The sequence below is a fragment of the Streptomyces sp. NPDC048254 genome, assembly GCF_043201895.1.
Lineage (GTDB): Bacteria > Actinomycetota > Actinomycetes > Streptomycetales > Streptomycetaceae > Streptomyces.
Map to the genome: position 1 here is coordinate 60,006 of NZ_JBICZJ010000017.1, position 15,247 is coordinate 75,252.

Annotated in this window: 15 protein-coding genes; 12 read left to right on the forward strand and 3 right to left on the reverse strand. The window is 71.7% G+C overall.

The window, feature by feature from the left end:
* The first annotated feature begins 92 nt into the window (after positions 1-92).
* The 9 genes from rhaS to sigJ (ACGFZQ_RS37395) all read left to right on the forward strand — a co-directional run bounded on the left by rhaS (position 93) and on the right by sigJ (ACGFZQ_RS37395) (position 8,828).
* A complete protein-coding gene (gene rhaS, locus ACGFZQ_RS37355) occupies positions 93-1,175 on the forward strand; it encodes a rhamnose ABC transporter substrate-binding protein (protein WP_393844125.1) in 1,083 nt (360 codons plus the stop codon).
* 17 nt (positions 1,176-1,192) lie between these two features.
* Positions 1,193-1,513: an L-rhamnose mutarotase gene (locus tag ACGFZQ_RS37360; RefSeq protein ID WP_393844126.1), complete on the forward strand. Its 321-nt coding sequence runs from the start codon at positions 1,193-1,195 to the stop codon at positions 1,511-1,513.
* 29 nt (positions 1,514-1,542) lie between these two features.
* Positions 1,543-2,955: a BNR repeat-containing protein gene (locus ACGFZQ_RS37365; RefSeq protein WP_393844127.1), complete on the forward strand. Its 1,413-nt coding sequence runs from the start codon at positions 1,543-1,545 to the stop codon at positions 2,953-2,955.
* Positions 2,956-3,056: 101 nt separating this feature from the next.
* Positions 3,057-4,082: a LacI family DNA-binding transcriptional regulator gene (locus ACGFZQ_RS37370; RefSeq protein WP_393844128.1), complete on the forward strand. Its 1,026-nt coding sequence runs from the start codon at positions 3,057-3,059 to the stop codon at positions 4,080-4,082.
* A 97-nt stretch (positions 4,083-4,179) separates the two neighbouring features.
* On the forward strand, positions 4,180-5,481 hold the full coding sequence (locus ACGFZQ_RS37375) for an alpha/beta fold hydrolase (protein WP_393844129.1): 1,302 nt from the start codon (positions 4,180-4,182) through the stop codon (positions 5,479-5,481).
* 112 nt (positions 5,482-5,593) lie between these two features.
* Entirely contained in the window at positions 5,594-6,487 is an 894-nt protein-coding gene (gene sigJ, locus ACGFZQ_RS37380; protein WP_393844130.1) for an RNA polymerase sigma factor SigJ, read from the forward strand.
* Positions 6,488-6,575: 88 nt separating this feature from the next.
* Entirely contained in the window at positions 6,576-7,274 is a 699-nt protein-coding gene (locus ACGFZQ_RS37385; RefSeq protein ID WP_393844131.1) for an NAD(P)-dependent oxidoreductase, read from the forward strand.
* 38 nt (positions 7,275-7,312) lie between these two features.
* Positions 7,313-7,777, forward strand: a complete 465-nt coding sequence (locus tag ACGFZQ_RS37390; protein WP_393844132.1) for a cupin domain-containing protein — start codon at positions 7,313-7,315, stop codon at positions 7,775-7,777.
* Between the two features lie 40 nt (positions 7,778-7,817).
* On the forward strand, positions 7,818-8,828 hold the full coding sequence (gene sigJ, locus ACGFZQ_RS37395) for an RNA polymerase sigma factor SigJ (protein WP_393844133.1): 1,011 nt from the start codon (positions 7,818-7,820) through the stop codon (positions 8,826-8,828).
* Here sigJ (ACGFZQ_RS37395) and ACGFZQ_RS37400 read toward each other — a convergent pair.
* On the reverse strand, positions 8,822-9,904 hold the full coding sequence (locus tag ACGFZQ_RS37400) for an aldo/keto reductase (RefSeq protein ID WP_393844134.1): 1,083 nt from the start codon (positions 9,902-9,904) through the stop codon (positions 8,822-8,824). The genes sigJ (ACGFZQ_RS37395) and ACGFZQ_RS37400 overlap by 7 nt on opposite strands.
* A 210-nt stretch (positions 9,905-10,114) precedes the next feature.
* Between ACGFZQ_RS37400 and ACGFZQ_RS37405 the strand changes: the two genes are divergently transcribed.
* Positions 10,115-10,948 (forward strand): pentapeptide repeat-containing protein, encoded by an 834-nt coding sequence (locus tag ACGFZQ_RS37405; protein WP_393844135.1) that lies wholly within the window; start codon positions 10,115-10,117, stop codon positions 10,946-10,948.
* On the opposite strand, the gene ACGFZQ_RS37410 is transcribed toward ACGFZQ_RS37405, so the two are convergent.
* A complete protein-coding gene (locus ACGFZQ_RS37410; RefSeq protein WP_393844136.1) occupies positions 10,907-12,448 on the reverse strand; it encodes a cytochrome P450 in 1,542 nt (513 codons plus the stop codon). The genes ACGFZQ_RS37405 and ACGFZQ_RS37410 overlap by 42 nt on opposite strands.
* 108 nt (positions 12,449-12,556) lie before the next feature.
* Here ACGFZQ_RS37410 and ACGFZQ_RS37415 point away from each other — a divergent pair, with 108 nt between their 5' ends.
* Together ACGFZQ_RS37415 and ACGFZQ_RS37420 are read left to right on the forward strand one after the other, a co-directional pair.
* Positions 12,557-13,162: a TetR/AcrR family transcriptional regulator gene (locus tag ACGFZQ_RS37415; protein WP_382532624.1), complete on the forward strand. Its 606-nt coding sequence runs from the start codon at positions 12,557-12,559 to the stop codon at positions 13,160-13,162.
* 147 nt (positions 13,163-13,309) lie between these two features.
* Positions 13,310-14,041 (forward strand): DUF2470 domain-containing protein, encoded by a 732-nt coding sequence (locus tag ACGFZQ_RS37420; RefSeq protein WP_393844137.1) that lies wholly within the window; start codon positions 13,310-13,312, stop codon positions 14,039-14,041.
* Here the strand turns inward: ACGFZQ_RS37420 and ACGFZQ_RS37425 are convergent.
* Positions 14,009-15,208 carry a lactonase family protein gene (locus ACGFZQ_RS37425; protein ID WP_393844138.1) on the reverse strand — a complete coding sequence of 400 codons (1,200 nt, stop codon included), beginning with the start codon at positions 15,206-15,208 and terminating at the stop codon, positions 14,009-14,011. The genes ACGFZQ_RS37420 and ACGFZQ_RS37425 overlap by 33 nt on opposite strands.
* Positions 15,209-15,247: the final 39 nt, after the last annotated feature.

The window sequence follows — 15,247 nt, forward strand, 5'->3', positions numbered from 1 at the left end:
GGTCGCGCCCACGCGGCGAAGCCGCAAATGAAATACAGTCCCGCGCCCCCAGGAGGGGGCGCCTCACGAACCCTCCGTCCAAAGGAACCCTCATGCGTAAGTCATCCCTTCGGCGTGCCTGCGTCGCGCTCGCCGCTGTCTCCTGCCTCGCTCTCGCCGCCACCGCCTGTGGTGGCACCACCAAGGACAACTCCGGCAGTGACAATTCGGCGGCGGCCACCTCCACCGCCAAGGCCGACCCGAACGCCGCTCTCAAGAAGGGCCTCACCGTCGGCTTCCTGCCCAAGCAGGTCAACAACCCCTACTTCACCTCCGCCGACAAGGGCGGCGAGAAGGCGCTCACCGAGCTGGGCTCCAAGTACAAGGAGGTCGGGCCCTCCAGCGCCACCGACACCTCCGGGCAGGTCTCCTACGTCAACACCCTCACCCAGCAGCAGGTGAACGCCATGGCCGTGTCCGCCCAGGACCCCGGCGCCCTGTGCACCGCACTCAAGCAGGCCATGAGCAACGGGATCAAGGTCGTCACCTACGACTCCGACACCAACGCCGGCTGCCGCAACGCCTTCGTCTCGCAGGCCAGCGCCGAGGACCTCGGCCGTACCGAGGTGCAGCTGCTCGCCGAGCAGATCGGGTACAAGGGCGAGATCGCGATCCTGTCCGCCGCGCAGACCGCGACCAACCAGAACACCTGGATCGGGTTCATGAAGGAGGAGCTGAAGGACCCGAAGTACAAGAACGTCAAGCTGGTCAAGGTCGCCTACGGCAACGACGACGCCCAGCAGTCCTTCCAGCAGACCCAGGGCCTGCTCCAGCAGTACCCGAATCTCAAGGGGATCATCTCCCCGACCACCGTCGGCATCAAGGCGGCCGCCCAGTACCTGTCCGGCTCCAAGTACAAGGGCAAGGTCAAGCTGACCGGCCTCGGCACGCCCAACGACATGCGTCAGTACGTCAAGAACGGCACCGTCGACGCCTTCGAGCTGTGGGACCCGGCCAGGCTCGGCGACCTCGCCGCCCGCACCGCCGTCGCGCTGGCCTCCGGGCAGATCACCGGCAAGGAGGGCGAGACCTTCAAGGCCGGCTCCACCACGTACACCATCGGCAAGGACGGCGTGATCAACCTCGGCAAGCCGACCGTGTTCGACGCGAAGAACGTCGACCAGTTCAACTTCTAGGACCTCAGGGGGCGTTGATGCAGCGGGTCTGTTTCCTCCTCAAGGTCCGGCAGGACCGCATCGCCGAGTACCGCGAACGCCATGCCGTCGTGTGGCCGGAGATGCGCGCGGCGCTCTCCGCCACCGGCTGGCACAACTACTCGCTCTTCCTGCGCGACGACGGCCTGCTGGTCGGCTATCTGGAGACCGAGGACTTCGAGGCCGCCCGGGCCGGCATGGCGGCCACCGAGGTCAACGCCCGCTGGCAGGCCGAGATGGGGCCGTTCTTCGAGTCGCCGGCCGGCACCCGGCCCGACGAGGCGATGAAGCCGCTCACCGAAGTGTTCCACCTCGCCTGACGACCCGTCCCCTCGACCAGGAGCCGCTCATGAGACGCCGTACCGTGCTCACCACCGCCATACTGGCCGGCGTGGCAACGCCGGGCATCGCACGGGCCGCCGACCCCGGCCCGTCCGTCACCAAGAAGAGCACCAGCCGACTCGACGCCCAGGCCGTCTACTTCGTCTCCTACGACGGCCTGGTCAACAACAACTCCTTCCAGAAGAGCGGCCTGTTCACCTACAAGTGCTACCAGTACGCCGGCTGGTACACCTCGACCGGCGCCGCGGTGATCGGGCGGCGGGTGCTGGGCGGGTCGTCATGGGCGACCGTGACCCTCGACCATCAGCTCAAGGCCGCCGACTCCCACAACGTCATCTCCCTGGGCGTCTCCAAGGCCGACGGCCGCCTCCACATCAACATGGACTCCCACAGCGACGGCTTCTTCTACGTCAGGTCGGTGGCCGGGCTGCTGGACAACCTCGGTTCCACGGCGTGGACCTCGGCCGTCTTCGGCACCGTACAGACATCGCTGGACGGGGTGACGCCGACCTCGCAGTTCACCTACCCGCAGTTCATCTCCACGCCCGAGGGGAGGCTTCAGCTGAGCTATCGGGTGGGGATCTCCGGGAACGGCCGCAACGCGCTGGCCGAATACGACGGTTCGCGCTGGACCGTGCTGGGGGAGTGGACCGGGGCCGGCGGGACATATACGAGCGAGCACGGCTCGTCGACCGCCCGGAACATGTATCTGCACGGCATCGACTACGACGTGAAGGGGCGGCTGCACGCCTTCTTCACCTGGAGGGAGCAGAGCAGCGCCGTGATGTGCAACAGCGGCGGCATCACCAACCACGACACCGGCTACGTCTACTCCACCGACCGCGGCCGCACCTGGCGCAACGACGGCGGCGCCCTGGTCGCCACCACCGGCACCTCGGACACGGTCACCGTCACCGACCCGGGCCTCGTCGTCGACCCGCTCGACCCGGACCACTCCCTGATGAACCAGGAGAGCCAGTGGACCGACTCCGCCGGCCTCCCGCACGCGATCATCAGCTACGTGCCCGGCCGCTTCGGCCAGTGCACCACGAACTACGTCGGCGACCGCACGGCGAACGGGCGCGCCTTCCACGTCCGCAAGAACTCCGCCGGCACCTGGCAGAAGACCGAGATCCCGGTCGCCCTGAACTCCAGCCAGCGCACCAAGCTGGTCCTGGACAGGTACGACAACGCCTACGCGGTGTTCCCCTACGGCCGGATCGCCGGTGCGTCCAAGGCCTCCGGGTACACCGACTGGGCCCTGCTCCACGACGGCAGCGGGCTGAACGCCTTCGGCGAGGTCGTGATCGACGAGTTGCGGGTCGGGGCGGACAACGTGCTGTCGTTCATGTACCAGGAGAAGTCGAGCGGTACGAACCCCTCGGCACTCCATGTCGTCGACTTCGCCCTGCCCGCCTGACCCGGGCCGGTGTCCGAGGCATGTCGTAATGTGAAGCCCTTCCGGATGTGCCCTTCCGTGCTGTGAAGGTGCCGTCCACGGTTCCCTGGAGGTCTCGCCCGATGGCCCAGTCGGTGGGTATCAAGGACGTCGCCCGCGCCGCCGGAGTCTCGGTGGGCACGGTCTCCAACGTCATCAACCGCCCGGACACCGTCGCCGGCGAGACCCGGGCGCGGGTGCAGTCGGCGATCGACCGGCTCGGTTACGTCCGCAGCGAGTCCGCGCGGCAGCTGCGCGCGGGCCGCAGCCGGATCATGGGCCTGCTCGTCCTCGACATGGGCAACCCCTTCTTCGTGGACGTGGCCCGGGGCGCCGAGCGGGCGGCGCGGCAGGCCGGGGTCGGTGTGATGGTCTGCAACAGTGCCCAGAACGCCGGTGAGGAGGCCGACTACCTCGCGCTCTTCGCCGAACAGCGGGTGCGCGGCGTCCTGCTCACCCCGGCGGACGCCACCGGCCGCAACATCGAGACCTTCCGCCGGCACGGCATCCCCTTCGTGCTGGTCGACCGGGTCGCGGAGGGCACCACCGAGTGCTCCGTCAGCGTCGACGACGTGGCGGGCGGGGCCCTCGCGGTCCGCCATCTCGTCGACGCCGGGCACCGGTCCATCGCCTACGTCAGCGGACCGCCCGGGCTCAACCAGGTCCGCGACCGGCGCACCGGCGCCCTGAACGCCCTCGCCGAGGCGGGCCTCGGACCCGACGCGCTGCGCGAGCTGCCCACGGAGCGTCTCGACGTCGCCGCCGGACGGGACGCCGGGGCCCGGCTGCTCGGCCTCGCCGACCGGCCCACCGCCGTGTTCTGCGCCAACGACCTGCTCGCCCTCGGTGTCCTCCAGGCCATGTACGCGGCCGGGGTGGTCGTCCCGGACGACCTGGCGATCGTCGGCTACGACGACATCGAGTTCGCCGCCGCGGCCGCCGTACCGCTGACCTCCGTCCGCCAGCCGGCCGTCACCATGGGGGCCATGGCGGCGGACCTGCTCCTGGACGAGACCGAGGACCGCGAGGGGCAGCCGGCGCACGAGCACCGCCGGGTGGTGCTCCAGCCGGAACTGGTGGTGCGCCGCTCCAGCCTCGCCGCCCGCTGATCGGTTATTCAGTAACGATTTCATGATCCCGGGGGCGAACGGGCCCCGGACGTGTGCTGAACTGGGTCGCGACCGTCCGTCCGTCCCGGGAGAAACGTTGAGCCTCAGCTACCGCCAGCCCGGCGTCGTCCTCACCGACCGCCACTTCACCGTCCCGCTGGACCACGCGGCCCCGGACGGCGAGACCGTCGAGCTGTACGCCCGGGAGGCGGTCGCGAGCGACAAGGCGGACGAGGAACTGCCCTGGCTGCTCTATCTGCAGGGCGGCCCGGGATTCGGGGCGAATCGTTTCGTCGGACGGCAGGCCTGGCTCGACCGGGCCCTGCGGGAGTACCGCGTGCTGCTTCTCGACCAGCGCGGCACCGGCCGCTCCACCCCGGTCAACCGGCAGACGCTGCCGCTGCGCGGCGGCCCGGCCGCCCAGGCCGACCACCTGGCCCGCTTCCGCGCCGACTCGATCGTCCGGGACTGCGAGGTGATCCGCCCGCAGCTCACCGGCGGCGCCCCCTGGACCACCCTCGGCCAGAGCTACGGCGGCTTCTGCACGGTGACGTACCTGTCGTTCTTCCCGGAAGGCCTAAAGACCTCCCTCATCACCGGCGGCCTGCCGTCCCTGGACGCGCACGCCGACGACGTCTACCGGGCCGCCTACCCGCGCATCGAACGCAAGGTCACCGCCCACTACGACCGCTACCCGATGGATGTCGAGCGGGTCCGGCGGATCGCCGAGCACCTCCTCGACCACCAGGTGGTCCTGCCGAACGGCTACCGGCTCACCGTCGAGGCCTTCCAGTCCCTCGGCCTGATGCTGGGCATGAGCGACGGCAGCCACCGCCTCCACTTCCTCCTGGAGGACGCCTTCGTCCGCACCCCGGCCGGCTCCGAACTCTCCGACGCCTTCCAGGAACAGGTCCAGGCCCTCCTGTCGTACGCGGGCAACCCGCTGTACGCCCTCGTCCACGAGCCGACCTACGGCCAGGACACCCGCCCCACCGCCTGGGCGGCCGAGCGGGTGCGCGCCGAGTTCCCGCAGTTCGACGCGGCCAAGGCGCTCGCCGACGACGCCCCGGTGCTGTTCACCGGCGAGACGGTCCACCCCTGGGTGTTCGAGACAGACCCGTCCCTGCGCCCGCTGCGCGAGACCGCCGAACTGCTCGCCGCCCGCACCGACTGGCAGCCGCTGTACGACCCGGCCCGGCTCGCCGCCAACGAGGTCCCGGTCGCCGCCGCCGTCTACCACGACGACATGTACGTCGACGCCGGGCACTCGCTGCGGACCGCCCGGGCCGTGCGGGGGCTGCGCACCTGGGTCACCGACGAGTTCGAGCACGACGGACTGCGCACCGGCGCCCCGCGGGTCCTGGACCGGCTCCTCGCACTCGCCCGCGACGAGGTCTGACACCCAGCGACGGAGACAGCGGACAGGAGGTGTCCGCACCTCCTGGTAAGACAGTGCGCGGGGAGGACGCCCGGCCGCGGCCGGGCGCCCCGGCCGACGAACGGGGAGAAGGATGAACGACACGGAACTGCTGGCCCGCCGCTTCGAGGAGCACCGCGACCGGCTGCGCGCGGTGGCCTACCGGATGCTCGGCTCGCTCGCCGAGGCCGAGGACGCGGTCCAGGAGGCCTGGCTCAAGCTCGGACGCACCGACGCGGACGAGATCCGCAACCTCGGCGGCTGGCTGACCACGGTGGTCGGCCGGGTCTGCCTGGACATGCTGCGCTCCCGTACGGCCCGGCGCGAGCAGTCGATGGACGAGACGTTCGTCCCGGACCCGGTGGTCAGGCCGTTGTCGGAGGTGGACCCCGAGAAGGAGGCGGTGGAGGCCGACTCCGTGGGGATCGCCCTGCTGATCGTCCTGGAGACGCTGGAGCCCGCCGAGCGGCTGACGTTCGTGCTGCACGACATGTTCGCGGTGCCCTTCGACGACATTGCGCCGATCGTGGAACGCGGTGCGGCGGCGACCCGTCAGCTGGCCAGCCGGGCCCGCCGCCGAGTGCAGGGGGCCACCCCGTCGGCCGACCCCGACCTCGGCCGGCAGCGCCGGGCACTGGAAGCCTTCCTCGCCGCCTCCCGGGGCGGTGACTTCGAGGCGCTGGTCGCGGTGCTCCACCCCGATGTGGTGCTGCGCGTGGACTCGGGCGCGCTGGTGCGGGGCGCGGCTGCCTCCAAGGTGCTGCGCGGGGCCCGGTCGGTGGCCGAAGGGGCCTTCACCTTCCGGCAGTTCTCGGTCTGGTCGCGGCTCGTGCTCGTCAACGGCACGGTCGGCGTGGTCACCATGCCCGAGGGACGCCCGTTGTCGGTCTCGGCGGTCACCGTCGTGGACGGCCGTATCACCGAGATGTACATCCTCGCCGACCCCGACCGGCTCGAACGCCTGGACCTGCCCGCCCTGGAGATGTGATCCACGTCGCACCCGGCGGCGGGATGTCACACTCGTCGCCGCCGGGCCCCTCCCAGATGGCAGAAGACCGCAGGAGAGGGGAAGACACGTGAATCTCGTCGTATTCGGGGCGAACGGACCGACCGGGCGGCAGGTCACCGCGCAGGCGATCGCCGAAGGCCACACGGTCACCGCCGTCACCCGCCACCCCGAGGAGTTCCCGCTCAAGGACCCGCTGCTGCGGGTGGCCGGCGCGGATGTGCTCGACCCCGGCGCGGTGGAACGCGCCGTGGCCGGGCAGGACGCGGTGATCTCGACGCTCGGGGTGCCCTACAGCCGGAAGCCGGTCACCCTGTATTCCGAGGGCATCACCCGCATCGCACAGGCCATGACGAAGCACGACGTCCGGCGCCTGGTCTGTGTGAGTTCGACCGTGCTCTTCGGCGTGGCGGCACCCGGTGAGACCTTCCTCTTCCGGAAGGTGCTCGAACCCACCATCGCGCGCACGGTCGGGCGCACCGTGTACGAGGACATGCGGCGCATGGAGGAGATCGTGCGGGACGGCGATCACCGGTGGACCGTCGTCCGGCCCGCCGGTCTCTTCGACACGGACGCGGTCAGCCCCTACCGGGTCGCCACTTCGCGCCTGCCCGGCCGGTTCACCGCGCGCGCGGATCTGGGAAACGCGCTGCTGCGTGAGGCGGTCGACGACCGTCATGTGCACGCCTTCGTCGACGTCCGTACCTCGGAAGGTGTTCCGGGCATCCTCGACGTCATCCGCAAAGAGGCGCTCGGGGGCAAGAAGTGAATCCGGATCCGACCGAGCCGCGCGAGGGGGCCACGCCCATGTCCCAGGACCGTTTCGTCCTGCTGGAGCCTGGTGCCGTCCGGCCGGGGCGGATCCCGCTGCCGCCCGCGTTCGCCGTCAAGGCGACGACCGACGACACCGAGGGGCGTTTCTCCGTGCTGGAGGTGACCCTCGTCCAGGACATCCCGCGCCATGTCCACCGGCACGCGGACGAATGCGTGTACGTGCTGGACGGCGTCCTGGAGATCGAGTTCGACGACCGCCGGCACCGGGCGCCCAGGGGAACCTTCGCGCTGCTCCCGCGTGGTGTCCCGCACGCCCTCCGCGGCGCCTCCGACCCGCCGCCCCGGGTCCTGCAGATCTCCTCGCCCGGCGGCTGGGAGAGGTATCTGGAGGACCTGATCGAGGCGGGGCCCGCCGTCTTCACCGAGGGGCGGCTGGACCCCGTCAAGGTCAACCCCATCGTGGCCAAGTACCACATCGGCTACGAGGAACAGAGCTGAACCCGACGGACCGGAGGCCGGAAAGACAGGAGGGCGATCCATGACAGCCGAATCCGGCGAGAGCCCGGCGACGGGCGGACCGGGACCGACCCAGGACGTGCCGCCGAGCGCGGGAGACCGGCGGGAGGTCGCTGCGGACGCCCCGACACGGGTCTTCGTCGACCACCGCGAGCTGCTGTTCTCCGTCGTCTACAACATGCTCGGCAGTGTCGCCGACACCGAGGACGTACTCCAGGAGACCTGGCTGTCCTGGTCCGGCAAGAACGGCCGGACGCCGCTGGGGGAGATCGGCAATCCGCGCGCCTATCTGGTCCGCATCGCGGCGAACCACGCGCTCGCCCGGCGGGCGGCCATCGCCTCCCGACGGGAGACGTACGTCGGTCCCTGGCTGCCCGAGCCCCTGGTCACCGACGCCACCGCCGCCCTCGCCCCGGACAGCGCCGACCACACGGTCCGCTCCGACACGGTGTCCATGGCGTTGCTGGTGGTCCTGGAGACCCTCACCCCGCTGGAACGGGCGGTGTTCGTCCTCCACGAGGTGTTCGGCTATCCCCACACCGAGATCGCCGGCATGCTCGACCGCACCCCCGCCTCGGTACGCCAGCTCGCCCACCGGGCCCGCGCCCATGTCCACGCCCGCCGCCCCCGCTACCGCGCCCACCCCCGCGTCCGGCGGGAGGCGACCGAGCGGTTCGTCGCGGCCGCCCTCGGCGGCGACATCCACGCACTCATGGAGATCCTCGCCCCGGACGTGACGGTCTGGATCGACGGCGGAGGCGTACGGCAGGCGGCCGGACTGCGGCCGGTCCACGGCCGGGAGAAGGCCGCCCGCATGCTGGCCGGCTACGCCACCCGGCGCGCCGGGGACCTGGACGTGCACTACCGTCGGGTCAACGGCGACGACGCGGCGGTGCTGTTCACGGGTGACTCCCCGTACGCCGTGATGGTCATGGATCTCACCCCGGACGGCGACCAGGTCTCCGGTGTCTACGTCGTCACCAACCCGGCCAAGCTCACCCACGTACGAGCGGACGAGGACCCGGATCAGTAGCGCGCGGTGCTCTCCAGCAAGGGCGGATAGACCGGACTCGGCACCCCGTCGACCGTGGCGCCCGCGTACTTGAGCATCGCGCCGACCTGGCGGTTGAGGTCGTAGGGGAAGCCGAGGGCGGGGGCCGAGGCCTCGTCCAGGCGTGCCGTCTGCTCCGGCGTCAGGTGTACGTCGAGGGCGGCGACGTTCGCCTCCAGGTGGCCGAGCGTGCGCGGGCCGATCAGCGTGGAGGTGACACCGGGGCGGTTCTGGACCCAGGACAGGGCCACGGCGGCGGGGCTCGCCCCGACCTCCTCGGCGACGGCGGCGAGGGCCTCGATCACGGTGAACTGGGCCTCGCCGGGCTGCCCGACGACCGCGGCCCGCCTGGCGTCGGCGGGTGCGGCCTGCCCCCTGCGGTACTTGCCGGACAGATAGCCGTTCTTGAGCGGGCTCCAGGGCAGCAGACCCATCCCCGCGTCCTGGGCGAGCGGGATCAGCTCGCCCTCGATGGTGCGCTCCAGCAGCGAGTACTCCATCTGGAGCGCGGTGACCGGCGTCCAGCCGCGCAGCAGCGCCGTGGTGTGGGCCTTGGCCGTGAACCACGCCGGGGTGTCGGAGAAGCCGACGTACCGGATCTTGCCGGCCGTCACCAGGTCGTCGAGGGTGCGCAGGGTCTCCTCGACCGGGGTGGCCCAGTCGTGGTTGTGCAGCCAGTACAGGTCGATGTAGTCGGTGCGCAGCCGGCGCAGCGAGTCCTCCAGCTGGCCGATGACCGCCTTGCGACCCGCGCCGCCGCCGTTGGGATCGCCGAGGTGGAGGTTGCCGAAGAACTTGGTGGCGAGGACCAGGCGGTGGCGCCGGCCGGGGCGGGCGGCGAGGAAGTCGCCGAGGATCGCCTCCGAGTGGCCGTTGGTGTAGAAGTTGGCGGTGTCGACGAAGTTGCCGCCGAGGTCGAGATAGGTCCCGAGGATCTTCTCCGACTCCTCGACCGAGCAGCCGAAGCCGCCGTCCTCGCCGAAGTTCATCGCGCCGAGGCAGAAGGGGCTCACCTTGAGCCCGGAACGGCCGAGACCGACGTACGAGTCGAGTGCCATGAAATGCTCCGTGGAAGCTGGGTGGGGATTCCGACTCTTCGAGCAAACCAGCCTGAGCTGCGGGAACGTTAGAGCGATCGCACCGATGGCTTGCACGATCCTGTCGGGTTTCGGGGTCGGACACGGTCCGGCCGCGCGGGGCCGGCGAGGGTGTCCGCCAGCGCCCGGAGCGCGTCCGAGCCGTGGTCCCCAGGTCAGTACGCTGGGCGGATGTCAGAACAGATATCCGAACGGTCCCGGCTGCGCGGGGACTGCGCCCGCTGCTTCGGCCTGTGCTGTGTCGCTCTGCCGTTCACCGCCTCGGCCGACTTCGCGGTCAGCAAGCCCGCAGGGAAGCCCTGCCGGAACCTCGGCGGCGACCACCGCTGCGGCATCCACACCGAGCTGCGGCAGCGGGGGTTCACCGGCTGCACGGTCTACGACTGCTTCGGCGCCGGTCAGCGGGTCTCACAGGGCACCTTCGGCGGGCAGGACTGGCGGACCGGGACAGCGGAGGACGCCCGCCGGATGTTCGACGTGTTCCCGGTCGTACGGCAGCTGCACGAGCTGCTCTGGTATCTCACCGAGGCGCTGGGCCTGCCCGCCGCCCGCCCGGTCCACGGCGAGTTGAGGCAGCTGCTGGACGCCACCGAGCAACTCGCCCTCGGCACGCCCGGGGAACTCGCCGCCCTGGACGTGGCCGCCCACCGGCAGCAGGTCAACGTGCTGCTGCTGCGCACCAGCGAGCTGGCTCGCGCGGGTGTGCGGGGCCGGGCGAAGGACCGGCGGGGCGCGGACCTGATGGGCGCCCGGCTCAGGGGCGCCGGCCTGCGCGGCGCGAGTCTGCGCGGGGCCTACCTGATCGCCGCCGACCTCACCGGCGCCGACCTGCGGGACACCGACCTGATCGGCGCCGACCTGCGCGACGCCGATCTCACCGGCGCGGACCTCACGGGCGCGTTCTTCCTGACCCAGCCGCAGGTCGACGCGGCCCGGGGGAGTGCCGGTACCCGGCTGCCGGCGTCAGCCACCCGCCCCGTGCACTGGACAGCCGCCGCCCTGTGAGGCGGGCGCGTCGTCCGGCACGGTCACCGGCGCCGGGGCGGGACGGCGCCGCTCCAGCCGCAGCCGCAGCCCGTCCGGCATCAGCGTCAGCCGTTCGGTCACCCCCAGCCGGTAGCCGGGGTCGGCCGTCAGGTCGTAGCGGCGCAGCAGCAGACCGAGGACCAGGGTCGCCTCGTGCAGGGCGAACTGGCGGCCGATGCAGGCCCGGGCACCCGTGCCGAACGGCTTGAAGGTGTGCGGGGCCCGGCCGCGTGCCGCCTTCGCCTCGAAGCGGTCCGGGTCGAAGCTCTCGGCGTCCGGGCCCCACACCTCGGGGTCCCGGTGCAGCATCGGGGTCAGCACCAGGGCCCAGGCGCCCCGGCGCACCGGATGGTCCCCGGCGAGCACGGTGTCCTTGCGGGCCTCGCGGGCGAAGGCGGGGGCCGTGGGCCACAGCCGCAGCGACTCGTCGAGGACCCGGCGGACGTAACGGAGCTTGGCGACCTGGTCGTAGTCCGGTGCGGGCGTGTCGCCCCAGACGCGGTCGACCTCGGCGGCGGCCCGGGCGGCGATCTCCGGGTGCAGGGCGAGGTAGTGCAGGGCGAAGGAGAGCGCGCCCGAGGTGGTCTCGTGGCCGGCCACCAGGAAGGTGATCACCTGCCGCCGTACGTTCTCGGCGGAAAGCCGCTCCCCGGTCTCCGGGTGGGCCGACTCCAGCATCCGGTCAAGCAGGTCGCCGTCCCCGCGGCCGGTCCTGCGGCGCTCGGCGACCAGGTCGTCGACCGTGCGGTTGAGGTGGTCGATGTCGGCCGCGTTGCGCCGTGCGGCCTGCCGCAGCAGCAGCGGGGCCAGCGGCGAGGGCACGCTGTTGAGGCGCTGGGCGTAGGTGAGGGTGCCGATCATCGCGGTCACGAAGGGGTGCGGCCGGTCCCGCTCGAACGAGCCGAAGTCGTGCCCGAACCCGGTGCGGGCGATCGTCTCCAGGGTCAGCTTGGTCATGTCCCCGGGCACGTCGACCCAGCGGCCGGCCGCCAGCTCCCGGTCCCAGTGGCCGGTCAGCCGGGCGGCCACCGACAGCATCATCGCGTGGTAGCCCTCCATGGCCTCCCGGCTGAACCCCGGGGCCAGGACGTCGTGCGCCAGCTGCCAGTTCGGCTCGTGGTTGTACGCCGTGAACAGGCCGTCGCCGGCGATCGGGCGCAGATTGGCCACCCCCAGGCCCACGTGCTTGGCGAACCGCGACTCGTCGGCCATGTCGGCGGCCAGTTCGGCGCCCCACACGAACACGAACTCGTTGCCGAACGCCCGGCGCCGGAAGATCGGGCCCAGCTGCCCGGCGAAGCGCATCGAGTCCTGGAGCGGCTTGCGCCGGTCGACCCCGAGGACGTCGCCGAGGAAGGGCAGCCGGCGCGGGGGGTGCGGTATTCGGTGCAGCTCGGGCCAGCCCTGCTCGGCGCCCCGGAACCCCTTGGGCAGCGGGCCGTCCGCCCCCGTCGCCGTCTGCGTGGCCGTCTCCGCCATGGCGCGATCTCCCTCGATGCTGCGGCAGGTTGAGCTAGTTGTACGTGGGTTCAATAGGCGGTTTCAGTCTCATCCTGTTGTTGAACCCACGTCAAGTAAAGTGCGGGCATGGTCGCGAACCAGGGTGAGCGCAGCCGCCGCAGACTCAGCACCGCGGAACGACGTGAGCAGCTCCTCTCGGTCGGCGCCAGGCTCTTCTCCGAGAGCCCGTACGACGACGTGTGGATCGAGCAGGTCGCCGAGATCGCGGGCGTCTCCCGGGGCCTGCTGTACCACTATTTTCCGACCAAACGTGATTTCTTCGCTGCCGTGGTGGAGCGGGAGAGTGAGCGGATGCTGCGGATGACGGCGGCCGAGCCCGGCGTGCCGGCCCGGGAGCAGCTCACCGCGGGCCTCGACGTCTACCTCGACTACGTCCACACCCACGCACACGGCTTCCGCGCCTTCCATCGCGCCGAGGCCTCCGGCGACCAGGCCGTGCGCCGTGTCTACCGGCAGGCCCAGGCCGCCCAGGAGCGCCAGATCCTGGCCGCCCTCGCCGCCGACCCCGAGTTCGGTCCCGCCCTGGAACTGCGCCCCGACACCCGGCTGGCGGTGCGCGGCTGGCTCGCCTTCACCACGCACGTCTGCCTGGAGTGGCTGCGCACCGAGGAGTTGACCCGGGAGCAGGTGCGGGACCTGTGTGCGCGGGCGCTGCTGGGCGTCATCTCCTGAGCGTCACGGCCCTTTGCGCGACCTGTTCCTCACGCTGTCCTTCACCTTGTTCTTCGCCTTGTTCTTCACCCGTGCCACGCACTCTGTGCTTGGCGTACCCCCCGATCTTCGATAAGTTAGGCGAGGCTTACCTAAGGAGGTTTCGGGATGGGTGACGAACAGGCAGCCTGGGCGGCCGGCCCCGGCGCGGCCGAACAGGCCCGGTCACTGCTGGCCACGGCATGGTCGTGCAGGGTGACCGCGGACGGCGGACCCGAGGAGTTCGTCGGCGCGCACGCCGTCGCCGACGACGGCCGGGTGCTGCTGCACGTGCCGGAGGGCAGCGCCCTGCTCGCGGCCGCGATCTGCGCCCCGCGCGGCGAGCCGTCCGCGGTACTGGAGTTCGCCGACGTCGCGCCGGTCCCGGTGCGCAACCGGATCCGGGCCCGGCTGTGGATGGCCGGCTGGTTCGTGCCCTCCGACGAACACCTCGTCTTCCAGCCCACCCGTGTGGTGCTGCGCCGGCCCTCCGGCGCGGTCGTCGTCGACCTCGACGAGTTCGCCGCCGCGCACCCCGACCCGCTGGCCGGCGCCGAGGCCCACCTGCTCACCCACCTCGCCGACGCCCACCCGGACGCCGTCGAACGGCTCACCAGGCTCGTAGAGCCCGAGAGCCTGCACGCCGCGACCCGTGTCCAGCCCCTCGCCGTGGACCGGCACGGACTGACCCTGCGCATCGAACGCACCCGCGCCCACGGCGACGTACGACTGGCCTTCCACGCGCCCGCCGACGACGTCTCCCAGCTCACCGAGCGCATGCACGTCCTGCTGACCCAGGCCAGTGCCGCCGCCTCCTGCCCGCGGACGCTACAGCGGCAGCGCGCAGACGGCGACGGGTGACGCGAACGGCTTGCCCGCGGGCCGGAGTTCCCCGCTTCGCGCGTCGACGGTGAAGACACTCACGGTGCCGGACCGCTGGTCGGCCGCGAACAGTAGCCGGCCGTCCGGCGAGAACGCGATCTGCCGGGGGAAGTCCCCCTCCACCGGCACCGTGTCCAGCAGCCGAAGCCGGGCCCCGTCGGCCTCGACCGCGTACCGCGCGAGCGTGTTGCCGCCCCGGTTGGCCAGGTAGGCGTAGCCGCCGTCGGCGGTGACCAGGATCTGGGCCGGGTAGTTGGTGGTGCCCGCCTTGCTGCCGGTGGATTGCGGTGCGCCGATCGAGAGCCGGCCGGCGGCCGGGTCGTAACCGCACACCGCGATCGTGTCGTCCACCTCGTTGGCCAGGTACGCGTACCGCCCGCCCGGATGGAAGGTCAGATGGCGCGGGCCGGCCCCTGGCCGGGTGTGCGCCTGGGCGGCCTCGGTGAGCCTGCCCTTCGCGAGGTCCAGGCGGTAGCTGTAGACCGTGTCGGTGCCCAGGTCGACGGCGAGGACATGGCCGCCGTCCGGGCTGGTGATGAACTGGTGGGCGTGCGGGCCCTGTTGACCGGGGCCGGGCGCCGGGCTGGAGTGCGTGACCAGGTCCGTGCGCTCGCCGAGGGCGCCCGTGGCGTCGATCGGATGGACGGCGACGCTGCCCGAGGTGTAGTTGGCGCTCAGCAGCCAGCGGCCGCTCGGGTGCACCGAGAGATGGCAGGGCCCCGCCCCGCCCGTGCTCCGGCTGCCGAGGATCTTCCGGTCCGCCAGGCGGACGGCGGTCACCCCGCCGTCCGCGCGCTCGTTCACCGCGTACAGCGTGTGGCCGTCCGGATGGGCGGCCAGATACGACGGGTCGGGGACGCCGGCGATCGTGCCGGTGCCGGTGATCCGGCCGGTGTCGGGGGCGTAGGTGGCGAGGCCGATGCCGGTGCCACCGCCGTCGACGGAGGTGTAGGTGCCGAGGTAGAGCGGGCGCGGACCGGCGGGCGACTTCGTCGGGGACTGGGCCGCCGGGCGCGGTGCCGGGCGGCTCTCCTCGGGCGGTGCCGCCGGTGCCGGGACCGCCACCACCGCCGCCGCGCCCGCCAGCGCACCGACGAACCGGCGCCTGCTCCAGCCGCCGCGCGTCGCTTCCGTACCACTGCCCATGCCCGCACCTCAGGTCGTCGGTCGCCTCGGTCGTCACAG